General features: G+C 59.0%; 15 protein-coding genes. 10 read left to right on the top strand and 5 right to left on the bottom strand.

Annotation, left to right across the window (positions count from 1 at the left end; translation table 11 throughout):
- The first annotated feature begins 344 nt into the window (after window positions 1–344).
- From AC6H1L_RS13875 to AC6H1L_RS13860, 4 genes are all read left to right on the top strand, one after another.
- The gene (locus AC6H1L_RS13875; protein WP_497598084.1) at window positions 345–1,937 is read left to right on the top strand and encodes a peptidase MA family metallohydrolase; all 1,593 of its coding nucleotides are present in this window, start codon (window positions 345–347) and stop codon (window positions 1,935–1,937) included.
- Between the two features lie 216 nt (window positions 1,938–2,153).
- Complete coding sequence (gene dprA / locus AC6H1L_RS13870) at window positions 2,154–3,347, top strand: DNA-processing protein DprA (RefSeq protein ID WP_497598083.1); 1,194 nt, start codon at window positions 2,154–2,156, stop codon at window positions 3,345–3,347.
- 41 nt (window positions 3,348–3,388) lie between these two features.
- Window positions 3,389–5,977, top strand: coding sequence for an alanine racemase (alr, locus tag AC6H1L_RS13865; RefSeq protein WP_497598082.1), 2,589 nt, complete (start codon window positions 3,389–3,391; stop codon window positions 5,975–5,977).
- 306 nt (window positions 5,978–6,283) lie between these two features.
- Window positions 6,284–7,189 carry a hypothetical protein gene (locus AC6H1L_RS13860; protein ID WP_497598081.1) on the top strand — a complete coding sequence of 302 codons (906 nt, stop codon included), beginning with the start codon at window positions 6,284–6,286 and terminating at the stop codon, window positions 7,187–7,189.
- On the opposite strand, the gene AC6H1L_RS13855 is transcribed toward AC6H1L_RS13860, so the two are convergent.
- Together AC6H1L_RS13855 and AC6H1L_RS13850 are read right to left on the bottom strand one after the other, a co-directional pair.
- Window positions 7,186–7,353, bottom strand: coding sequence for a hypothetical protein (locus AC6H1L_RS13855; protein ID WP_497598080.1), 168 nt, complete (start codon window positions 7,351–7,353; stop codon window positions 7,186–7,188). The genes AC6H1L_RS13860 and AC6H1L_RS13855 overlap by 4 nt on opposite strands.
- A gap of 102 nt (window positions 7,354–7,455) precedes the next feature.
- Window positions 7,456–8,085: a hypothetical protein gene (locus tag AC6H1L_RS13850; RefSeq protein WP_497598079.1), complete on the bottom strand. Its 630-nt coding sequence runs from the start codon at window positions 8,083–8,085 to the stop codon at window positions 7,456–7,458.
- A gap of 474 nt (window positions 8,086–8,559) precedes the next feature.
- Here AC6H1L_RS13850 and AC6H1L_RS13845 point away from each other — a divergent pair, with 474 nt between their 5' ends.
- A complete protein-coding gene (locus tag AC6H1L_RS13845; protein WP_497598078.1) occupies window positions 8,560–8,778 on the top strand; it encodes a hypothetical protein in 219 nt (72 codons plus the stop codon).
- 120 nt (window positions 8,779–8,898) lie between these two features.
- Here the strand turns inward: AC6H1L_RS13845 and AC6H1L_RS13840 are convergent, their stop codons facing one another.
- Complete coding sequence (locus tag AC6H1L_RS13840; RefSeq protein ID WP_497598077.1) at window positions 8,899–10,641, bottom strand: AMP-binding protein; 1,743 nt, start codon at window positions 10,639–10,641, stop codon at window positions 8,899–8,901.
- Between the two features lie 340 nt (window positions 10,642–10,981).
- On the opposite strand from AC6H1L_RS13840, the gene selB reads away from it, so the two are divergent.
- Both selB and pknB read left to right on the top strand, forming a co-directional pair.
- Window positions 10,982–12,952 carry a selenocysteine-specific translation elongation factor gene (gene selB, locus AC6H1L_RS13835; RefSeq protein ID WP_497598076.1) on the top strand — a complete coding sequence of 657 codons (1,971 nt, stop codon included), beginning with the start codon at window positions 10,982–10,984 and terminating at the stop codon, window positions 12,950–12,952.
- A 565-nt stretch (window positions 12,953–13,517) separates the two neighbouring features.
- Window positions 13,518–15,332 (top strand): Stk1 family PASTA domain-containing Ser/Thr kinase, encoded by a 1,815-nt coding sequence (pknB, locus tag AC6H1L_RS13830; protein WP_497598075.1) that lies wholly within the window; start codon window positions 13,518–13,520, stop codon window positions 15,330–15,332.
- Window positions 15,333–15,745: 413 nt separating this feature from the next.
- On the opposite strand, the gene AC6H1L_RS13825 is transcribed toward pknB, so the two are convergent.
- Entirely contained in the window at window positions 15,746–16,579 is an 834-nt protein-coding gene (locus tag AC6H1L_RS13825; protein WP_497598074.1) for a YjbE family putative metal transport protein, read from the bottom strand.
- 420 nt (window positions 16,580–16,999) lie between these two features.
- On the opposite strand from AC6H1L_RS13825, the gene otsB reads away from it, so the two are divergent.
- A complete protein-coding gene (otsB, locus tag AC6H1L_RS13820; RefSeq protein WP_497598073.1) occupies window positions 17,000–17,845 on the top strand; it encodes a trehalose-phosphatase in 846 nt (281 codons plus the stop codon).
- A gap of 59 nt (window positions 17,846–17,904) precedes the next feature.
- Here otsB and AC6H1L_RS13815 read toward each other — a convergent pair whose 3' ends face one another.
- Window positions 17,905–19,515: an alpha,alpha-trehalose-phosphate synthase (UDP-forming) gene (locus AC6H1L_RS13815; protein WP_497598072.1), complete on the bottom strand. Its 1,611-nt coding sequence runs from the start codon at window positions 19,513–19,515 to the stop codon at window positions 17,905–17,907.
- 406 nt (window positions 19,516–19,921) lie between these two features.
- Here AC6H1L_RS13815 and rph point away from each other — a divergent pair, with 406 nt between their 5' ends.
- Window positions 19,922–20,632, top strand: a complete 711-nt coding sequence (gene rph, locus AC6H1L_RS13810) for a ribonuclease PH (RefSeq protein WP_497601552.1) — start codon at window positions 19,922–19,924, stop codon at window positions 20,630–20,632.
- A 789-nt stretch (window positions 20,633–21,421) separates the two neighbouring features.
- Complete coding sequence (locus tag AC6H1L_RS13805; protein WP_497598071.1) at window positions 21,422–22,579, top strand: hypothetical protein; 1,158 nt, start codon at window positions 21,422–21,424, stop codon at window positions 22,577–22,579.
- The last annotated feature ends 15 nt before the right edge of the window (window positions 22,580–22,594 follow it).

The raw sequence follows: 22,594 nt of genomic DNA, 5'->3' as shown, positions 1-22,594 counted from the left end.
TTTACTTACAGGCTCCAACCAGCATGGCAAGCCTGCAGCTCCGCTTTCTTCTCTCTTGTCGTGAAGGTTAACAATGAGACTTGCTTGGTTTGCTCGCCACTCTATCGGACGTAGACACAATAGCACACGGTAAGATAATTGCCTATCGCTATCCCCCTTTCAGGCCATGCTTTCCGATTCCTTCCCCCCTATGCCGAATATCTCTCTGCGGTGCCCCAGCCCTTGGACACTTACACACACTAACAGCTGTACCAATTCATAGCTTCACATCTCCAGATGAATCATGTACAATACACGAGGTAATAGAAGCCTGGGCCGTTCGCTTGCAAAGGAGCAATATACCCATGCTTGTGCACCATGAACGCTTGCCGTTGGTGATCAGAGTTCTTTCTTCTCTTGTCGCTGCCTGGCTGCTTTTGGGAGGACTGGCCTCCCCCGCTCAGGCAAAGCCGTCCGCCGATCCAATCTCGGTGACGGCTCAATCGCAGAGCGTCCATTTCCCTGACTACATTGATTTCCAGCTCAGCGCTGTGGATAGCCTGGCTCCCATCGTCTCCGCCGCCATCCATATCTCTATTCCTATGTTCGGCTTTGACGACACAGAAACTGTTTCCGTTAATAAATCTAAAAATATTACTGTTGATTGGCGCATGAATACTAGCGGGGACAATTATGTGTTGCCTGGGACTTCGATTACGTATTATTGGGAATTAACCGATTCGATAGATAATGTTCACCTTACTAAGTATACCAATTTTATTGTAAGTGACACACGTTTCACCTGGCAAAGTGCAACGCAGGGATATATGCGTCTCCATTGGTATAATACAGCTCCTGGTTTTAGTCAGGCTTTGCTCAGCCGTGCTCTGAGCGATGAGGAGCATCTAACCCAAGTGACGGGCATGAGCTACCACCATGTCTTTGATCTCTGGGTCTATAGCAGCGATAGCGCTTTCCGAAGAGCGCTCCCACCAGATACCTTTGAATGGGTTGGAGGCGTAGCTTTCCCTCCGCTTAATGAGGCCTTCTTTACGGTCAGTAGCCCCACAGACGAAACTTTGGTGCGCGATATGCCTCATGAGATGACTCATTTGCTGCTGCATCAGACAGTTTCAGATCGCGTGGCTATTCCTCACTGGTTCGATGAGGGCCTGGCCGTTTACTGCCAGCTCTTCCAGGAGCCAGAGCTGACTGACCGCCTCAACGAGGCTCTACGCACTCACTCTTTGCTCCCGCTCATCCAGATCATGAATCATTTCCCTAGCGATAGCGACACGGCTGAGCTAGCTTATGCGGAAAGCTGGAATCTGGTTTCTTACATGTTTCAAACTTTCGGAAAGGCCGATATGGAGCACCTGCTTCAGTTGCTCAGCAGTGGTAAGCAGAATTTCGATCAGGCTCTCCAGGCCGCTATCGGCGAGGATCAGGCCCATCTTGAGAATCAATGGCATCTGGCTCTGCACCAGCCACCGACGCTCTCGCCCGCCGAGATGCAGACGCCTGCCGTTCCCCCAGCGTCAACGGCCCGGCTGCAATTGCCTACACCGGCTACCAGCGATAGCCATGACCCCCTCTTGCTGGCGCTTGGAACAGCGTTGATGCTCGCGGCTCTCTTGGGGACAATGTTGCTCCTGGCTTCGGTCCGTCACCAGCGTCTGCAGGCAATGGAGGCTGTGCAAGCTGCAGAGCAGATCTTGGCGGTTAGCCGGAGAGATTGGCAGACTCCCCCACCCCTGGGCAACTCTCCGTCGCCAGGCCCCTCCGGCACTCGGCCCGGATGGCCTGCCTCTGGCCCTGGTGCTTCCGGCAGCTTTTCGTACTTTAATATTGACCAGCCCTTCGGCCTCTCAGGGACTGAGGAAGGGCCCCGGTCCTCGTCTTCTCAGGGGCCAGAACCTGACGATGACGAGCAGAGGCCGCCTTTCTCCGGTCGTTAGAGAAGCTGAGCCATAGGTCAGAAGAGCAGCAGCAGGTCTATGGCTCAGCCTCCGGCCCGGCCTTTGCCAGCTCTCGGCACCCGTGCAGGATCAGGTCAGGTAGTCGCTCTACCGTGACCCTTCTGCTCTCTTCTACCTCTCTTTGAGGCCTTTGACCATAGAATGGGTCTCCGCTCTCAAGAATTTTTTGGGTGTAAAGTGGAAAGGATGTGTACGATGGGTGACGCGACGGAAGATATCGTTGCCGCTTCCTCAGCCAGGAGCGCGCCGGCAGGTGCGCCCGTTCCCTCTGCAGATTTCTCCTGCGCCTCTCTCTCCGACGAGGAGCGCGCTTACTGGGTGGCTTTCAGTCGCATCCGGGGCATTGGGCCAGCCACTTTTAAGAAGCTTGTAGCTTTTTTTCATGGTGAGCTGGCTGCGGCCTGGAAAGCTGGACGAGGGGAGCTACTTTATGCCGGCCTCACTAGTCGTCTCGTGGAGAGCCTGCTCCGGCAGCGAGCGTCTATTGACCCGGAGAAGGAGCTGAAACAGTTGCAGCGCCTGGATATTGAGGCGTTAACGCTTAGGGACCAGCTCTACCCTCCTGCCCTGCGGCGCCTGGGTGATGCTCCTCCTGTCCTTTATCTTCGCGGTCAGCTCAGTCCCAACGATCAATGTGCCCTGGCCATCGTGGGGACGCGTCGCATGAGTTCCTACGGCAAGTTGGTGACCGAGCGCCTGGCCACGGAGCTGGCGCGGCACAATGTCACCATTGTCAGCGGTTTGGCGCTCGGTGTTGATACTACGGCTCATACAGCAGCTTTAGCCGCCGGTGGACGCACGATTGCAGTGCTTGCCTGCGGTTTGGACGTGCTCTATCCCGGCTCGAATGTGAATCTGGCACGGCGTATTGTCGCTTCGGGCCAGGGGGCCTTATTAAGCGAGTATCCCCCGGGCGTCTATCCCGATAGCGGGAATTTCCCAGCGCGCAACCGCATCATTGCCGGCCTGGCGCTGGGAGTGCTGGTAACAGAGGCTCCTCTGAAGAGCGGTGCGCTGATTACGGCCCGGCATGCGCTGGAGGCCGGTCGTGATGTCTTTGCTGTCCCTGGCAATATGTTTGCTCGTGGCAGTGAGGGAGTCAATCGCTTGATCCAGGATGGGGCCCATCTGATTACAGGAGTGCAGGACATCCTTGATGCGCTCAATCTGTTCACGGTCGCCCAGTGCCTGGAACTGCAGCAGGCTCTGCCGGAAGATCCGCTTGAACGTCAGTTGTTGTCCTTGCTGGATCATGAGCCACGCCACATTGATGAATTGATCCGCTCCTCGGGCTTGCCTGCGCAAAGCGTAGCTGCAACGTTGCTGACCCTGGAACTAAAGGGTATTATAAAGCAAGTAGGCGCAATGTATTACGTGCTGGCCCGCTAGGGCACAATGGTCCCTGAGCCTGAGAGTGAGAGGTCGGCTGTATGATTCTGCTTGATCAGCTGCTAGAGGCGACTGGAGGAAGATTAGCTTTTCCTGGACGTCAGCAGCAGTTTCCCGCTTTTAATCATGATACACGCCAATTGCTTCCGGGAGAGCTTTTTGTGGCAGTACGTGGCGAGCGCGGCGATGGCCATGATTACTGGCAGGATGCCCTGCGTCGCGGGGCTGGCGGCCTTTTAATTGAGGACCGCTATTTGAGCATCCTCTCTGAGGAGCAGCGTAGGGCTCTGCAGGAGAGCGGCGCGGCTGTCGTTGTGGTTGCGGATACTCGCCAGGCACTGCAAGCTTATGCCCGCTCAATTCTGGCCCGTTGGCGGCCTACGGTGATCGCGGTCACAGGGAGTACAGGGAAAACAACGACGAAGGAAGCGATTGCCCATGTACTTGAGCGCCATTTTGCGACTTTCAAGAGCTGGCAGAATTACAATGATTTGCTGGGCCTTCCCCTTTCCCTGGGCCGCCTGGAGGAGCATCACGAGTACGCGGTAGTCGAGTTGGGCTGCGATCATCCCGGCGAAATCGGCGATCTCTGTCGCATCGCTCAGCCCCGGATCGGAGTGTTGACGAATATCAGTCCGACCCAATTGCAGTACTTTGGCAGCCTGGAGCGTTTAGCCACAGAGCTGGCAAGCCTCGCAGACTACCTGCCTGCTGAAGGGACGCTGGTGGTCAATGGAGATGATGAGCTGCTCCGCCGCCTACTGCGACGAAGCGATGATCGTCGCTTAGAGGTTTTTACGGCTGCAACCCTGGAAAAAGTGCTTGTCTCTTGGGAGGGAACAGAGGCATATTGGCCCGGTCGCGGGCAGGTGCTCAAAACGCGTCTACTTGGGGCCCACTTTGTGACGACTCTGCTAGCCGCCTGGACGGTCGGTCGTTTGTGTGGGCTGGCCGATGAGCAAATTGCACAGGCGCTGGTGGAATTTGCTCCTCTGCCGGGTCGCCTGAATCCTTTGCCCGGTCTGCGGCGCACATGGCTGCTCGATGATACGCACAATGCGGCGCCGGCCTCGATGCTGGCAGGCCTGGAAACTCTGGCGCGCTTGCCCGCACGACGGCGTATTGCTGTGCTGGGTGATATGCTCAACCTGGGGAGTTTTGAGGAGGAGGGCCACGCTCTTGTTGGTCAGGCCGCGGCTGGCCAGGTCGACTATCTGGTGACACGCGGCGAGCGGGCGGCGCTGATCGCTGAGGCAGCGCGTGAGGCTGGCTTGCCTTCTGAGCGGATCATCCAGACCTCGACCCATGAGGATGCGGCTCGCGCCGTCATGGCGCTGTTAGAGGAAGCAGCAGAGCCGGCGGAGGGCGAGCTGCGCGATGTCATCCTTATTAAAGGCTCCGAGGAGGCGCGTATGGAGCGCGTGACAGAGCGCCTCCTGGCCGATCCCGCGCAGGCTCCTGAGCGTTTGGTGCGCCAAACGCCAGGCTGGAAACAGATTGTGCGCATGCGCCCAGAGCGACCGACATGGCTGGAGATCGATCTGAGCGCCATCGCCAATAATACGCGGCTCATTAAAGAGCTGGTCGGGCCCCGGGTCCAGGTCCTGGCTAGTTTGAAAGCGGATGCCTACGGTCATGGGGCGTTGAAAGTTGCTCGCACGGTCCTGTTGAATGGAGCCAGCATGCTGGGGGTGGCCACGGTTAGCGAGGCTGCTCCTTTGCGTGCGGCGGGTATTACGGCCCCGATCCTGGTCTTCGGCTATGTGCCGCATTGGCAGATGCGCGAGGCGGTACGTTTGGGCCTGACGATTACCCTGTATTCGATTGAAGCCGCGCAAGCCCTCTCGCGCGCGGCCCAGGCCTTGCAGCGTACGGTGAAGGTGCATCTGAAGGTCGATACGGGCATGGGACGTCTGGGTATTCGCGCCGAGGAAATTGAGGCCATTGTGGCACTGGCCCGGGAGGTCAAACGTTTACCTGGGCTGGAGCTGGAGGGGATCTTTACCCATTTCGCAATGGCCGATGCGCGCGATCAGTCGTATACCCGCAAGCAGTTGGCACGCTTTCAGCGCGTGTTGCAGGCACTGGAGACTGAGGGCCTGCGTCCCCCGCTGGCGCATGCGGCAAATAGCGCGGCCACGCTGACGGTACCAGAGGCCCACTTTGAGATGGTGCGGCCAGGAATTGCCCTCTACGGCCTCGATCCTTCACCGGAGGTTCGGCTGCCTCCCGGTTTCCGTCCGGCGCTCTCCTTCAAGACGCAGGTGGCTCAAGTGAAGCTGATCCCAGAGGGCGAGTGTATCGGTTATGGGTGCACGTATGTGACGACACGTCCGACGCGCATTGCGGTGCTGCCGGTCGGCTACGCCGATGGCTTCCGACGCGCTCCGCGTACCTGGGGTTCGGTGCTGATTCACGGCAAAGAGGCCCCAATTGTGGGGCGGGTTTGTATGGATCAGTGTATGATCGATGTGACGGATATTCCCGGGGTGCGTGTGGGCGATGAGGTGGTGCTGATTGGGCGCCAGGGTGAGGCCCAATTGACGGCGGAGCAGGTGGCTGAACGTCTGGGCACGATTAATTACGAGGTGGTATCGGAGATTCTGGCGCGTGTGCCACGGGTCGATTGATATGATAATCGGTGCTGCGTCTCCCGGCCTGCGAGCAGAGAGAAAAGGAATATGCTCGCAGGCCGTATCTCACGCTCAGGCTCGTCCACTTCGTGCGCCTCTCGCAATCCTCCGACTCCCATGCGGTTGGCGTTCCCCTCACCGAGGAACCAGAGAAGATAGATAGGTTCGGTGAAGATCTCGGCCCTGATTCGTTAGGATAGATTAGTTGACATGTAGTGATACAGAGAGGGCCGTGATCCGATGATGAGAAAGCGCTGCGCTATATGCAGGACCGCGGGGCTGTTCGTCTCAGAGCGGCCAGTGTTGACAGGGGTAATGGCGCTGCTGGCGCTGTTGCTGGCCTTGAGCGCTTGTCTTGGGCCTCATTCATCCGCTGGCCCGTCAGTTGGCTCTGGCCAGCCGGCGGTTACGGTGAGCGCGGGAGCGCTGACCTTTCAGCCGGAGGCGCTGCCGACGCCTTCGCCACGCCCTACGGCCGTGGCCACTACGCCTGTGGCAACGGTACCCCCCATGCCTGGCCTGATCAGTGCTGTGGGGGCAAGCCTTCCCGATGATCGGCAGTGCGCGGCCAGTATTCACTACAGCTCGTGGGAGCCGCGTCCAGACAACACGGCTGCTAATCATCGCGTGCCCACAGCTCAGCAGCTTGCTGCAATCGATCAGTTCTATCCTACTTATACGCAGAACCCCCAGGCCAATCGCTACAGTGCACGCATTAGCGGCAACTTTACTGGGACTACCGATGAGATCATCCAGTGGGTGGCCTGCAAGTGGGGGGTCAATGCCGACCTGGTGCGCGCTCAGGCGGCGGTCGAGTCGTGGTGGCATCAGAGCACTGCAGCGGGCAAGACGACCGCGAGCCGCTATTGTCCTCCAGGCACCTGGAATGGCTCATCTTGCCCTTCCTTTTATGGTCTGCTGCAGATCACTTACCGCTATTTCAGCCATGAGTGGCCGATGATGCGCGATGATACGGCCTTCAATGCCGATTATGTCTACGGGATGATGCGCATGTGCTATGAGGGCCTGGCGACTCAACTGCAGGCGTCGACGCCCAGCGCCGGCTACCCGCGCTATCACGCCGGCGATATTTGGGGCTGTCTCGGTTCCTGGTTCAGTGGCCAGTGGTACGACAGCGGCGCCATCCACTATATTCAGGAGGTACAGCAAACGCTGCAAGAGAAGCCGTGGCTCGGTCGCTGGTTTTAATCGGTTTCCAGCAGGGGGCGAAAGGCCTGGTAGCGTTGGTGTAGGCGCTCGGGCGAGAGATTGGGGTAGCGCCGCCGATAGGAGGGAGACGCCAGCTTGTCTAGAACGTTCTGACAAAGACGATCCAGCTCTTCAAGAACAATGTAGCCCTGGCGCTTCAGCAATTGGACATCAAAACTATCGCGCTGGCTGGTGGGTACGGCCTGGCTCGATCAGGAAGCGCTCGATTTCTTGCTGACCAACACTGGAGCGCATGCTCATGGGAGTCACTCCGACTGAGCAGGTTCCTGCAACGCCTGTCGACTCATCTCACGCAAAGCCTCAACCACTTCACTGGGGATCACTCGCCTTTTTGCCTCCTCTTGCTCTAACAGGTGATCAATCTGATTCTGCCAGTCAGCCATAAAATTGAGAGGCAAACCATAGCGCCGCTGTAGATAGTCCTCCAGAGCGAGCAGGCCGGCACGCCCTCCATCAACAGAGGGGGGTGGCAGCTGACGCTCTTCCCAGAGAGAGGCAAACGGCTCTTCGGGAAAAGCTGGCAGGCGTCCAAGAGCAAAGGCGAGGCGAAAGAGCCACCAGCGCTGCAGGTAGAGCGTGGCCAGAATAAGCGTCGCCAGCCGCTCACGGACCTCGCCCTCACCGCGTTGGAGAGCCTCTTGCGCGGCAGGAGCCAGCTCGGGATGGAGGATGAGAAGAGCAATAACTGCATGCTCTACCAGTGGATCATTACAACCAGCCAGGCGCAATAGCAGCTCGACCGGATCAACCGCCGTCGAGGCCCCTGGTGGCGGTGGCGCGCTGGCGATCAGATAGTGAATCCCCTGCTCGCGCAGGATGGCAATCAACGTCTGAATCTCGCCCGGATCTATATCGGCCCTCAATCTGACAGACATTGCCCTCTCTCTGCCTGCTCCTGTTTGAACCAACTGCATTGCCTCTTAAGGATACCACCTTTCTGCCTCAAGCGGCAACGGCGAGTCGGCTGCGCCGCATTACCCATCTGTCAGAGAGATCCCTGCCATAGCAAGAGTGACCCCAGCAAATACTTTTGTTTCCTGCTTAGCCCTGATGGTAATATCTCAGCGAAAAGGTTTCGAAACGTGTAGGGCCCTTGGCAGAGGTGGAAGGGCCGGCCCAGTCGACGGCCCCCTCGCGAACGAAGGGGGATCTCTATGCAGCAAGAATACTCGTCTCAGCAGCCAGTCCCTTCCTCTATCCTGAGACAGGCAGAGGTCATGGAGCTTGGTGACTGGCTAGCTATAGACTACGCCAGAAGACCTGGGGTTGCCTCTTTGTACTCCTTCCTGCCCTTTTTATCGAGCTGCTCTTTGTTGTAAACATCTATGCCCTCGGCGGGAGGTGAGACCTTGAATTTTGACCCACTCTTCGTCAGCCGAGACGTCCTGTGGGACCAAAGGGACTTCTTGCCCTGGAGCCAGGTCGAAACACTGGCAATAGGGCCAGAGCGCATCGTCATTCGACGCGAGGGACGGACCTCGGACTGGTACCGCACCTGGGTTCCGCTCCAACCCAATGCCTGCTTGCTCAAAGCAATGGTCGATTTTATGCGCATGGCTCCTCGCTAGCAAGCCTGGCGAGCGCTCTCCAGAGAGCCAGACAAACAAGCGCCAGGGATGGATCAGGATCGCCGCCCCCTGGCGCCTGGCTGGTTCGTCGCCTTACATGCAGAGAGCGAGGAGTCTAGTCTAGGCCGTCTGGATACGGGCAGCCTCCTGTAAGCCCAGCTCCTGAATAGCCTGCTCGCGCATAATAAATTTCTGGATCTTGCCCGTGACCGTCATCGGGAAGCTATCGACAAACTTGATATAGCGCGGGATCTTGTAATGGGCGATCTTCCCCTGACAGAAGGCTCGGATCTCCTCGGGCGTAGCCTGCTCGCCTGGCTTGAGCTTGATCCAGGCCATAATCTCCTCGCCATACTTCGCATCCGGGACCCCGATCACCTGGACATCGCTGATCTTAGGATGCGTATACAGAAACTCCTCGATCTCACGCGGATAGACATTCTCACCGCCCCGGATGATCATATCCTTGATGCGCCCCACAATGTTGATGTAGCCGTCGGCATCCATGACCGCCAGATCACCGGTGTGCATCCAGCGCGCCCGATCGATGGCTTGCGCCGTAGCCTCGGGATTATTCCAGTAGCCCAGCATGACGCTGTAGCCGCGTGTGCACAGCTCACCCGGCTGCCCCACAGGCACCACCTTGCCGCTTGCCGGATCGATAATCTTGATCTCCAGGTGTGGATGCACCTGCCCCACCGTGCTCACGCGCTTTTCCACGGGGTCATTGAGCCTCGTCTGCGTACTAACCGGCGATGTCTCCGTCATTCCATAGCAGATCTCCACCTGCTTCATGTGCATCTTCTCGATGACCTTGCGCATCACCTCGACCGGGCAAGGCGAACCAGCCATCACGCCGGTACGCAGACTGCGTAGATCGAACCGCTCAAAGTCGGGATGCTCCAGCTCAGCGATGAACATCGTCGGCACCCCGTAGAGCGCCGTACAGCGCTCCTCCTGCACTGCCTCCAGCACAGCCCGCGGCTCAAAGCTCTCCGCAGGATAGACCATCGTCGCGCCATGCGTCACACAGCCCAGATTGCCCATCACCATGCCGAAGCAGTGATAGAGCGGCACCGGAATGCAAAGGCGGTCTTCATGAGTGAAGCCCTGCAAGCGCGCCACGAAATAGCCGTTGTTGAGAATGTTATGGTGGCTCAGCGTCGCCCCTTTGGGATAGCCAGTCGTGCCACTCGTATACTGAATGTTGATCGGATCGTCAAATTCCTGCTCTCGCTGTCTCGCCTGTAATGCCTCATCACTGACAGTCTCCGCCTGGGCCAGCAGCTCGCTCCAGCGCAGCATACCAGGTACCGACTGTTCACCGAGCTGAACGATCAGACGCAGCTCAGGCAGACGCGCCGCCCGCAGCTCTCCTGGAGCACAGCTCGCCAACTCGGGCGCCAGCGAGGTCAGCATCTCGATATAGTCGGAAGATTTAAAAGCGGCTGCCGTAATGAGGGCCTTGCAGCCCGACTGCGTCAGGGCATACTCAACCTCATGCAGACGGTAGGCGGGATTGATATTGACCAGGATCGCGCCGATCTTCGCTGTGGCAAACTGGGTAATGCACCACTCGGCACAGTTAGGGGCCCAGATCCCGACCCGCTCCCCCTTCTGGACACCAAGCCGCATCAGCCCTTTGGCGCAGCGATTGACTTCCGCCTGCAACTGACGATAGGTGAGGCGAATACCCTGGTGGCGAACAATCAAGGCAGGATGGTCAGGAAAGCGCTCGACAGTCTGATCAAAGAGGTCGCCGATGGTCAGCCCCAATAGCGGGACATCGCTGGGGCCACTGGCATAGCTCCATTGCCGGGCCACAGGCGCTGTGGCCCCTCCAGAGGCAGATGATTGTGTCATGGTGCTTTCTCCTGTGACAGTGAACCAGACAACAGGGCGCTCCAGGACGGGCAGAACCACGCCCATCCCTCCACTGCTAGCGTAGCCAATGCTCTACCAAAAATCAAGTTCCTCTTTTGCAATCGGCACGAGATCAGACAGAAACCTCCTTCTCAACCCCCTCCAGTCCGCGACGCCTTCCCCGGCTGACAGCCCTCCATAGCCAGTCGGCAGACAACGATGTATACTATAGCGAGGCTCTCTTCACCCTAGGACTGGCAGAGATGACAAGCCAATCCTAGAGAAAGAACGGAAATTATACAAACAGCCAGGCATCTATTGAATTATCAATAATACAATTATGACGTGCATAGGGACAGCCGGGCACATTGATCATGGGAAATCGACGCTTGTCAAGGCCCTCACAGGTATCGACCCCGACCGTCTTGCCGAAGAGAAAGCCAGAGGCATGACCATTGACCTGGGCTTCGCCTGGTTAACACTGCCAGACGGTCGCGAGGTTGGCCTCATTGACGTGCCTGGTCATGAAGGCTTCATCAAGAACATGCTCGCCGGCGTCGGGGGTATCGATGTCGCCTTGCTCGTTGTGGCAGCCGATGAAGGCGTCATGCCGCAGACACGCGAGCACCTGGCTATCCTCGATTTGCTGCAGGTGCGCAGCGGTGTGGTGGCCTTGACCAAGGCCGACCTCGTAGACGAGGAATGGCTTGCCCTGGTCAGCGAAGACATCGCCGCCTTACTGCGGCCTACGAGCCTGGCCGGCGCCCCGATAGTCCCTGTCTCAGCCACTACCGGCCAGGGACTACCTACCCTGCTGGCGCGCCTGCAGGAGGCCACTGCGCAGGCCCCCCAGCGGCCCGATCACGGACGCCCTCGCCTCCCCATCGATCGCGTCTTTACCCTTGCCGGCTTTGGGACCATCGTCACAGGGACCCTCATCGATGGCCGCTTCCAGCTAGGACAAGAGGTCGAGATCTTGCCGCGAGGCCTTAAGGGGCGCATTCGTTCGCTTCAGCGCCATCGCCAGGCGATTAGCGTAGCCCAGCCAGGAGAACGCACTGCCCTCAACCTGGCCGGCGTGGCCCGCCAGGAGGTAGAGCGGGGTGACGTTGTGACCTTGCCAGGCTTGCTACAACCGACCACCCTGCTTGATGTCCGCCTGCGCTTGCTGCCCGATGCCCCTCGCCCGCTCAGTCACAATGCCCTGGTAGATTTCTACTGCGGCGCGCGCGTAGTGCCAGCGACCGTGCGCTTGCTGGAGAGCGATGAGCTGCATCCCGGTGAAAGCACCTGGGCTCAGCTGCGTTTGCAGGAGCCGACGGTAGTCGAGCGGCATGATCGCTTTATCGTGCGCCTTCCTTCGCCCAGCCTCACGCTTGGTGGCGGGGAGATTCTCGATGCGCATCCACGTTATCACCGTCGCCGTCGCAGCGAGGTTCTGCAGCGCCTGGCAACCCTGGCGCAGGGCAACCCTGAAGCCATCGTCATGGCCCAGCTCGAAGGTCCGCAACGCCGCTCGACGAGCACAACACACCCCCATTGGCCTGCCTACGAAGTCGCCGAGTTGGCCCGTCTGAGTAATCTCGCCCAGCCTGTGACGCAGCAGGCCTTGGAGACGTTGTTAACACAGGGAAGAGTGCGATGTGTGGGAACATACTGGTTCGCACTGAGTGTCTGGCAAGCTCTTAGTGATGCGGCCATCCGCCTGGTTCGCGATTACCATGAGCAGTTTCCTTTGCGCAGTGGACTGTCGAAAGAGGAATGGCGCTCTCGTCTTCATTTGCCACCCCGCCTGGCAGCGGAGGTCTTCGAGGCCCTGCGCAGCGAAGGATTGCTCACAGAAGCTGGCAGCGCTGGCCTGCTCCGTCTCCCTGAGTTTACACCAACCTTTAGCGCCGAGCAGCAGAGGCAGGCCGAACGTCTGCTTCAAATCTTTCGTGAAACTCCGTTCATGCCGCCAACGCGAGGAGAGGCCGAAGAGCTGGTAGGTGGGGAGCTGGTGAGTGCCCTGATTGAACGTGGGGAGCTGGTGAAGCTGGGCGATGGCTCTATCCTCTTGCTGCGCGAGGCATACGAGAGAGCAGTAGCACTTATCACATCCTATTTGCAAGAGCATGGTACCATTACTGTAGCTCAGGCACGTGACCTGCTGGGAACGACACGCAAGTACGTCTTGCCTCTCCTGGAGCACATGGATGAAGAGCGTATCACGCGACGGGTGGGCGATACCCGTCTGCTGGTGTCCCAGACAGCAGACCATTTGAGAGCAGAGCCGTCAGCCGCAAGTGGGGAACAGGGCAAGAGGGGCTGACAGGATGATTCGGGCTAGCACCAGGCGGGAGACCTCCACAGAGGCGGGTGTCTGAAGAGGAAGAGATAGTACGTCTGTGTCGTAAAGTGGCCCGCAGAAAAGATGTTCCCAATGGGGATAGGATGCGCTACAATAAGGAGCGAACTGTAGTTTACCGGGTATCCTGCGTTTATCGTTCATAGCAGGGCGTTTCAGTAAAGAACACCTCGTCCCATCCGGAGGGCACGCTCGCTGGAGCGTGGAAGCAGCGGGCCAGGCTAGTCGGTCGAGCCGGGCCAAGCTGACTGGACCAGGCCAGATATGGAGAGGAATGGCAGGGGCGCGGGCCGCCAGGCCAGGTTAGGGTCATGCCATATTCATCCAGGCTCGGGGAAGCACAGGCGTGACAGGCTGACACGACGCAGGCTGCAGGCATGGGGGAACAGACGAATAGGCCTGTTGGCAGACAGAACCGAGAAGCATCAGGGCAGGGGAGAAGCAGAGAGGAGAGGCGGGAGGCCGGTCCGACCAGGCTGAAGGCCCTTGCAGCCCCTCCAGATAAGCTGTACGGTCAAAGCGGAGAGCTATGCAAACTGAAGTTCTGGGCGAGCGATACCAGCTATTGGACCCCATCGGTCGGGGGGGCATGGCAACCATCTACCGCGGGCGGGACCTGCGTATGGATCGCCCTGTGGCGATTAAGGTACTACGCGAGGTCTACAGTACCGACCCCAAGTTCGTCACGCGCTTCCAGCGCGAGGCAAAGGCCGCCTCTGCCCTGCAACACCCTAATATTGTTCAGGTCTACGACTACGGGCAGAGCGACGGGAACTACTATATCGTCATGGAGCTGGTCGAGGGCACAGATCTGCGCCGCTATCTGCGCTCGCGGGGTGTACTGGATGTGGAGCGCGCGGTTATTATCGCCCATGATGTCGCCCTTGGCCTCGGCGCTGCTCATCGCCGCGGAATCGTCCATCGCGATGTCAAGCCTCAGAATATTCTGGTTGGGCGCGATGGCTCGATCAAGTTGACCGATTTCGGTATCGCCAGCGTCTATAAGGATATCAATGCCGAGCGCTTGACCACAACCGGGATGACGCTCGGTACAGTGCAGTATTATGCACCTGAACAGGCTCAGGGCGAGATCGTCAGCCCAGCCGCCGATGTCTATGCGCTCGGCATCGTGATGTACGAGATGCTGACCGGGCGCACTCCTTTTGAGGGCGATACTCCGGTGGCTGTGGCTATGCAACATATCCAGGAGCCTCCGGTACCCCCCAGCCACTATAATCCGGCCATTCCACCTGCCCTTGAGGAGATCATTCTGCGCTGCCTGGAAAAAATACCGGAGATGCGCTATCGCGATGGTAGCGCGCTGGCCCGCGCTCTGGAAGCCCTCGGCGAAACCGAGCTTGCAGAGCCTGCCAGAGATGTGGCAGCCGCGCCGACCGTCGTTACTTCTCCCTATCGCCCGCCGCTCGCGGGTGCCGGGCAGGCTCTGGCCAACGAGGTCCCAGCATTGGCCGCCTCCGCAGGCTATGATCAGCAGCCTCATGCTGCCGGCGCTGTGGCAGCCTCTCCCTATGCCTCGCCAGAGGTAGCCCCGCCACCGGCGCCAGGTCCCTACGGAGGCTTTGTCCAGTCTGGAACAACGCGTCCTTTCCAGCGCGATGCAATCGCCGGTGAGCGAGGCTCTCGCTTGGCTGGTATTATCACTGCTCTTATCCTTATCGCTACCGTTGTGCTCATCGGCTTTAGCGTCTATCTGGCCGCCATCCTGGGATTTGTACCTTTCCTTCATCTCTCTACCCAGGCTACGCCTGCGCCGCCCGAAGTGCCAGTCCCTTCGCTGATTGGCCTCACCTATCAGCAGGCATTGACCCGCGCGACCAACGCCGGCTTCGTCTTGCAGGTGCATAATGGCCTGACTTCGGGCTATGTGGTGCGCCAATCGCCTCAGCCGCCCGCACTCGCTCCGCGCGGCTCGACTATTCTGGTCGATCTGCAAGAACGACCGACGCGCGTCATTGTGCCTGATGGGCTGGTAGGCAATACTCTGGCGGGCGCCGAACGCATCCTGCGCAGTCAAGGCATCCCCTTTACGGTGCAGTCTGACGGCGTTGATCCGACCAAGCCGGCCAACTATGTGGACCGCACCTCACCCAAGAGCGGCGAGGAGCTGCCCCAGGGTCAGAGCGTCATTCTCTACGTGGTCAATTTGAGTACTGGCTCACCGACAACGGCTCCTTCGCCAACAGCGACCGAGAAGCCGTCACCGACACCGACGCCGTCGCCGACACCATCACCGACGCCGTCGCCTACACCATCGCCGTCGCCGACACCGACGCCGACCGCGCATCCTCAGCCCAGTGCTACGCCGCCGTCGCTTTTCCCCTAGCAGGCGCGAGGCGCTGGCTGAGATCCAGTCCAGGGCTGAGCAATAGCCGCGTCCACTGGGGCTCAGCGCCTCCCTACTGTACTGAAAGGGCCTGGCCGGGACAGATAGTAAGGGACTCCCTGGAGCGGGGAGTCCCTGCTTGTCTGTTGTCTCTCTTGTCCCGTTCGTTTCAGGCTCGACCCTGGCCCTTTCTCCCGCTTCGTACGCAATCAACCTGAAGCAGGATCGTTCAATCTCACAAACCAGCTTACTTCCGAGCATCTCCAGCCAAGACAGGGCCTCCGCTCCCGCTCCCTCGGGCTGGCTCTGGCAATGGTCGCATTCAGGACTCCAGGTCGATCCTCTGACAGCGCTGAGGGTCTACGCTGCCACTCTTATCGCCGTCGTGCCCCTAATGCTGCAACCTTTTTAGCTCAGCGGGAAGGAGGCGAGGAAGAGTGCAGATAGCGCTGATGACGCTGCTGGACATAGGCGACGAGTGCCATAATCCCTACGAAGACGAAGGCCCCTACATAGACAGCGATCTCATGGTTCTGGAGGAAACCGATAGCCGGATCGTTAATGATCAAATTGCTCGCCACCCAGGCCAGAATGAAGCTGGCTACCAATGTGAGGCCAGGCACATGACTGAGCAGCTCAGCCACCAGCGCACTGCCTAAGAGCAGGAGAAGGATGCTGGTTAAGAGACCGATGATCAAAACCGGAAGCTGCCCCTGAGCAATGGCCCCAATAGCAATCACGTTGTCCAGGCTCATCGTTACGTCGGCCACCACGATAGTGAGCAGAGCCAGCACAAAGTTCGTACTTTCTGGCGAGAGACGATGCTCCAGGAAGCGACGCAGATAGGAAGCCTTGCTCAGAATAGGGCTGGCGCTCGCTGCTTCAGGCAGTGGCTGAGATGCGCGTGAGGCATCACTCGCTGAAATCGAGCTGACCGCACTTGTGGGCTTTGATTGCTCTTCAGTAGATGCTCGATTAAAAAAGAGACGAACCGCAATTGAGAGAACCAGGAGTCCCCCAACGGCCTGGAGATAGGGAATCTGCAAAAGCCAGCTAGCCAGAGCAGTAAAAGTGAGACGGAAGAAAATGGCCAGACCTCCGCCAATGGCCAGGGCTGTCCAGCGCCGTTGCCGTGGAATGCCCACGGTGGCCGCACCGATGATCAGGGCATTATCACCACTCAAAGCGAGATCGACCAGAATAATACCGCCGACGGCGCTCAGAAAGTGCAGCCAGGTCTGCGGCATCTCAAACCCCCTTCAATAGAGAAAATGCAGCGCTGTACCCCGCAGAGCCAGATCCTTGAGCAAGCCAGGTCAGGCCAGGGCAGGACAGAGAGAGGAGCAAAACACGCGCGATCAGCGAGATCGACGCGAACGCACCAGGACACCGCGGCTCGGATCTCTGCCACCTTGGCTGCACGCACGGGGGCCAGAATTGCGGGCAGGAATAGCCTGATTGCTGCGCCTGGGCTATGAGGTCAGCCCTGCGATCAAAAACTGCCTCTGAAAGGCTCATGTTTTACTTACATAGTACCACGCGAGACGCAGTGCAGCAACATCGTGTGATAGAATGCAGGGCGCTCAGCCTCGCCCTGCAAACGCACAGAGCGAGCGCGCCATGACAGCAAGATCCTCAAAGAGAAAAGATAAAGGTGCAGGAGAGCCATGCTTAGTGCCGCCTTGCGCAACGTCTTGCAGAGCCACCCTTGCGGGCTAACCTTTGATATTGATGGCACACTCAGCCCCATTGCTCCTACACCCGAAGCAGCCCGACTCTTTCCCGGTGTCGCCCGTCTGCTGGAACGACTGCGCCCCTACGCGCGGGTGGCGGTGATTACCGGCAGAGCCATAGTCAGCGCCGCCGCTCTGGTAGGCGTTGACGAGATCACCTACATCGGGAATCACGGTCTGGAGTGGGCAGAGGGCCTGCCAGAGCGCCACCCGATCAGGCTACTGCCAGCCGCCGAAGCGTATCGCCTTCCAGCGCAGCGACTGCTCACACTAGCAGAGCAGCGACTAGCGCACTCGTCACCTTGCGTGCAGATCGAATACAAAAGCATCGGCGGAACGATTCACTATCGCCGCTGCCCTGATCCCGCTCAGATCCGGCAGGAGATTCTAGAGCTACTCAGGGAGCCAGCTCAACAGGCCGGCCTCCAACTCTCTGAGGGGAAAATGGCCGTTGAGCTGAGAGTACCCGGCCTGAACAAAGGCCAGGCCCTGCAGCGCTTCATTGAGCAGCACCAGCTACGCGGCGCGCTCTTCGCCGGCGACGATATCACCGACCTGGACGGCGTAGAAACACTGCTGCGCTTGCGCCAAGAGGGAATTTGTCCGGCAGCCGTCGCGATTGCCGTGCGCCACCCGGATACTCCTTCGCGGCTGCTAGAGCGGGCAGATCTCATAGTTGAGGGCGTAGCCGGTATGGCAAGCTTATTAGAGGAAATGGTGACTTTTCTGGAGAGGGAGGCCGGGGCGTCCTCGCCAGGCTGGCAGGAAAAGCGTGCGTAGTGGATTACCTCCACGCGCTTTTCTTGCCAGCCCGAAGACAGCGGCATCTGGCTGCAGGGTCATCCTGCAGAAAGAGACAGCGGGCTGGGCGCAAGCTCGGGTTCACTTTCCGGTTCGTCCTGTTCGCGTGGCTGCATCTCGTTCTCAGCAGCCAAACGCGCCAGGTCAAGAAGCTCATTGATATCCTCAATCTGGCGAGTGAGCCAGGTCTGCAGATTGTTCTGCTCCACGATCTGCCGGGCCAACCTGGCCCGCCGCTCACGCTCTTCAGGGGGCAGAGTCAGAGCGGTATAGAGAGCCTCGGCGGTCTCGGTCACGTCCAGGGGAGAGGTCGGAATAGCGGCCTTGCCAAGCTGCTGGAAAGCTCCAGCCGTGCGCGAGAGCACAAGGACCCCGTTGCGCTTGTTGACAACAGCCCCTTCCTTGGCGACCAGGTTCATCCCATCGATAATGGGATTAACGAGGAGCACATCGTAAAACTGCATGGCAGCCAGCGCCCGAGTACGGTCGTTGTCGCAGAAGACCTCGATTGGCTTCCAGCTAGCATCACCATAGCGCGTGTTAATCTCCTCAACGAGCTTGAGCACCTCACTATTGAGCCGCTTGTATTCGGGCAGAGATTGACGCGAAGGAACAAGGAAAGCCAGGAATTTGACTTTGCCGCGCAGCTCAGGATGTTCCTCGAGCATCTGAGCATAGGCCTGGAAGCCCCGCGGAATGTTCTTTGTCGGTTCGATGCGGTCAACACGCATGATGGTCTGCTCACCCAGCAGGGGTACGATCTTTTCAGCAGCGCGCCGCCCGGCCAGGCTTTGGACAATGCGCCGCTCCTCAGTGACGGAGATCGAGATCGGGTACGCCCGCGCTAGCGTCCGATGCCCCTGCCAGACAACGGTCCCTTCTTCAAAGTCGACCTCAGCTCCTTCAAGGATGGTCCGCGCCCCCTCCAGGAAATTGCGTGCATCGCGCTCCGTCTGGAAGCCAACGATGTCGTTGCCTACCAGGCCACGGTAAATTTCCTGGCTGATGTTACTGGGCAGGAAGTGCCAGCAGCGGCTGTCTGGCCAGGGTATATGGATAAACTGCTGGGTGATAATGGTCGGGTGGCGCTCACGGATCATGGCAGCCACCAGATAAAGATGATAGTCATGCAGCATGACCACTGGTGTGGTCTCCGCACGCTCGATCTCGGCATTGACCGCCTCGGCAATGGCTTGATTGGCCACCCGGTAGCCGTTCCTCCAGGCGTCTTGCAGCCGCTGATAGTTGAAGGAGTCGCTGCTAGGATCATAGAGGTAGTGCTGCAAGAACCAGAGGACGCGATTACTGATGATGTCGTAGTGCTTGCGGTAGGCCGTTTTGGGGATGACCACGTAGCGAAGCTGCATCTTGAGGTTCGGCAACGGCGAGGGGATGCGTCCGCTCTCGGCTTCGGCATTGCGCGCCGCCAGGCGGTCGCCCTCTGTCATCGCCATCGCTACCCAGGTGACTTCCATGCGGCTGGCCGCCTCAATGAGAGCAGTGACAACACCTCCCGCGCCCCGCCGAGACTTCAAAACCTTATCTTGTGTAAGATAAAATTCAACAGGACCGCGGTTGGTCGCAATGATGAGACGATGCGCATGGAGTGGCTCCGCTTGCGCAGGATGCAGCGTTTTATGCGCAGACATAGGTTGGTCCTTTCTAACAGGTTCTTCGCGCTTCGGCTGCGACTTTCTGCTGCTGCTCTTCATCTCTCTCTCGCAATGTTACTCGTTTGTCCGCTCCCTCCTTATTCAGGCCTGGCTGGGTGTGCGTTATTCGCCGCCTACGCTAGCCTTCCCGCCAGCCTGGAGACGAGAAGAGAGGCGCGACGAGAGGGAACGCAAACCCTTCTCAGCCCTCTTTAGGCGACACACGGTCAGATACCTCTGTTGGAGACACCCTTATGTATAGTACCATATTCGCTGAGGAAATGGGGCCTCTTCCCTTCGGGCATAGCAGCCCGCTTCAGGCGAAGCACCCCGCCTCAGTATTTTTCATGAGTTGGCACCAGACTTTGAATGAGTTGAAATTGTCACGAGGGCTTCGCTTATGATACGCACAGACGGGCGTTCTCAGACTCAACTACGGCCCGTACACTTCACGGTTGATTACCTGGACTACGCCGAGGGCTCTGTGATCATCGAGGCTGGACGAACACGAGTATTGTGCGCCGCTACAGTCGAAGAGAAGGTTCCTGCTTTTCTGGAGGGCAGCGGACGCGGCTGGGTCACCGCGGAGTACAGCATGCTTCCCCGGGCAACCCATACCCGCACCCCCCGAGAACGCGAGGGGCGCCTCAGTGGCCGCACCCAGGAAATTCAGCGGTTGATCGGCCGCTCCCTGCGCGCCGCCGTAGATCTGGAGGCTCTGGGAGGACGCACGTTTATTCTCGATTGTGACGTGCTGCAGGCCGATGGCGGCACCCGTACTGCCGCTATCACTGGCGCGTTCGTGGCACTCTATCGCGCTTGTAGCCGGCTGGTGGAGCGCGGCCTCTTGCCCAGTCATCCGGTGCGTACTGCCGTGGCTGCCGTCAGCGTCGGTATCGTTGAGGGAGAAGCCTTGATTGATTTGTGCTATGAAGAGGATGCCAGGGCTGAGGTCGACTTTAATGTGGTGATGACGGCGAATGGCGACTTTGTGGAAGTCCAGGGCACCGGCGAGGGGGGCGTCTTTAGCCGCGCTCGCCTGGATGAGTTGCTCTCTCTGGCTCAACAGGGGATCAGCCAGCTCCTGGCTCTGCAACAGCCATACTTGATTTGAGTTAGCTCCCAGGACCTTCCTGGCGTTGCCCCTCGCTCGCGCCTGGCCTCTTGAGCTACCTGTCAGCGGTACTAAAGTACCGCTTCTCCCCCTCCTCAAGGGAGCCTGCTTCCTTGCCTTGCTCGTGGCTCTGGTACAATAAAAATGGCATCGTTGCGGTATGTCAGGATAGCCCAATATGCCCCTGCCCTGCCGACAAAGCTTGCAGGCCCCAGGGGCCCATGTTAGAATCGTCCCGCAAATGGCCAAATGAGAGCGCTAGCTGCAGAAGGCCGCTCGTCTGCATTAGCTTCGCCGGAAGCCGTACCAGAAGAGCAATAGGGGCAGGAAGTAGGGGTCAACCCCGCCAAACGCAAAGAGGTTAGTAGCAACGCGATAGTCGGCAGGCGAGCCAGCCAATAATAAGGGTAGCTCGCTCGTCAGAGAGAGTGGCTGAGCTTTCCCAGAGAGGGTAGTCGCTCCTGCAAGCAGATAGGCAAGCTGACTTCGCCCAAGCCCTTACGGTAGATGGGGCAAGGCAGCCGAGGCCTCCAGGTCAGGAGAGAAGAGGGTGGTATCAGGGGCAGGCAAGGGAAAGAAAGGAAGAAAGCAAAGAAGGCGAGGTCTGTACGGCTGGCTGGCTGGCTGCGGCAAGGGGCGCAGTGAAGCAAGGGCAGCCAGGTTAAGGCTCTGATGATTCTGGCTGGCAATTGGACGGCTCGGTCCACGTGGATAGTCTGCGGGCGGGCAGTGAGTTGAGCAAAGGATAAGAGACAGCGGCATCGTAGTGTGATGTCAGAGGAGCGTATCTTGAAGAAGACAGAGCGTGCATGGTTCTGGCGTATCATCGATGTGATTAATCCTCTGCGCGATCCCAGCCTAACGGTGGCGGTTGTCCTGACCATCATTGAGGAGGCAGGGCAGCATGACCCCTGGTACTGGATTATTGTGATCGGTCTGGTGAACTGGCTGGCAGTGCGTGGGCTGGTCTGGCTGCTGGTGAACTTTACCTTTGCCTGTACTTTTCTGGCGCGTCGTCTCTGGTGGGCGATCAAGCATCCACGGCTAGCCTGGCGCATTCTCGACGCAATCGGGCATGAGGAGATCGTCATCGGTGGTCTGCCTACCATTCCCGAAGGCATGCTGATGCCCGATGGCTCCTCGATCTTGAGTCTCAACCCCGCCTTCGGAGGGGTGACTGTCACGGGCGAGCTGGCTTCCCCACAGGGTCCCTTCCTTGGCTTGCCCGCTGGCCAAACGGGCCAGACAGGTCCAATGGCTCAGGTCGGCCAGGGAGCCGAGGGAGCTGCGGGAGCTACAGATTACGCAAGTTTGCCCGGTAACTCTGGCTTCTTCCCCGGCATGCAGCAGGCGCCTGCCTACTTCCAGAGTGGTTTCTATGGCCAGCCTGCTTCCTCGGCTGAGGGCTTGCAGCAGAGTGGCTCGCAGTCTCGCAGTGCCGAGGAGGAGCGCTTGCGCCAACAGTTGGAGTCTTGCATTCGCTTGATCGAGGACTGGATTCAGTTTACTGAGGAAAAGTGGCGCACGGTCAGCGATAGCCAGCTCGGCTGGAAGCCGCTGCGCGGGCGCTGGTCAAGCTGGGACGATATTTTCCAGGATACGTTCGCCGCTCGTACGTCCGATCCACTGGCTCAGGCGGCTCAGGATGCCGGTGAGGCCAATGCTCGCCGCTTCGAAAGCGCTCGCGAAAAGGGTTCTGCCGCTTCCGCTGTCGCTTGCTTCCTGCGGGATATGATGACTTTGCGTCGCGGCCTGGAGATGCTGCAGGCTACCGGCGGCCAGTTGCCGGAAACTTCGGCGATGCAGCCTGTTGTTCCCCATACGTCCCTCCGCTCGTTCGGCACCAGCGGCCCTCTGCGCGGTAATACCGGCGCTAGCTCCCCTGTGCGCAATTCGTTGATCCGCCGTCCCGCACAGATCTTTGTGGACGCTGATACTGAAAAGTAGGATGGATATATAAGC

The sequence above is a fragment of the Thermogemmatispora argillosa genome (assembly GCF_059696725.1).
Note: the sequence above shows the minus strand (reverse complement) of the source record. Positions and strands in the feature narration are given on the sequence as shown.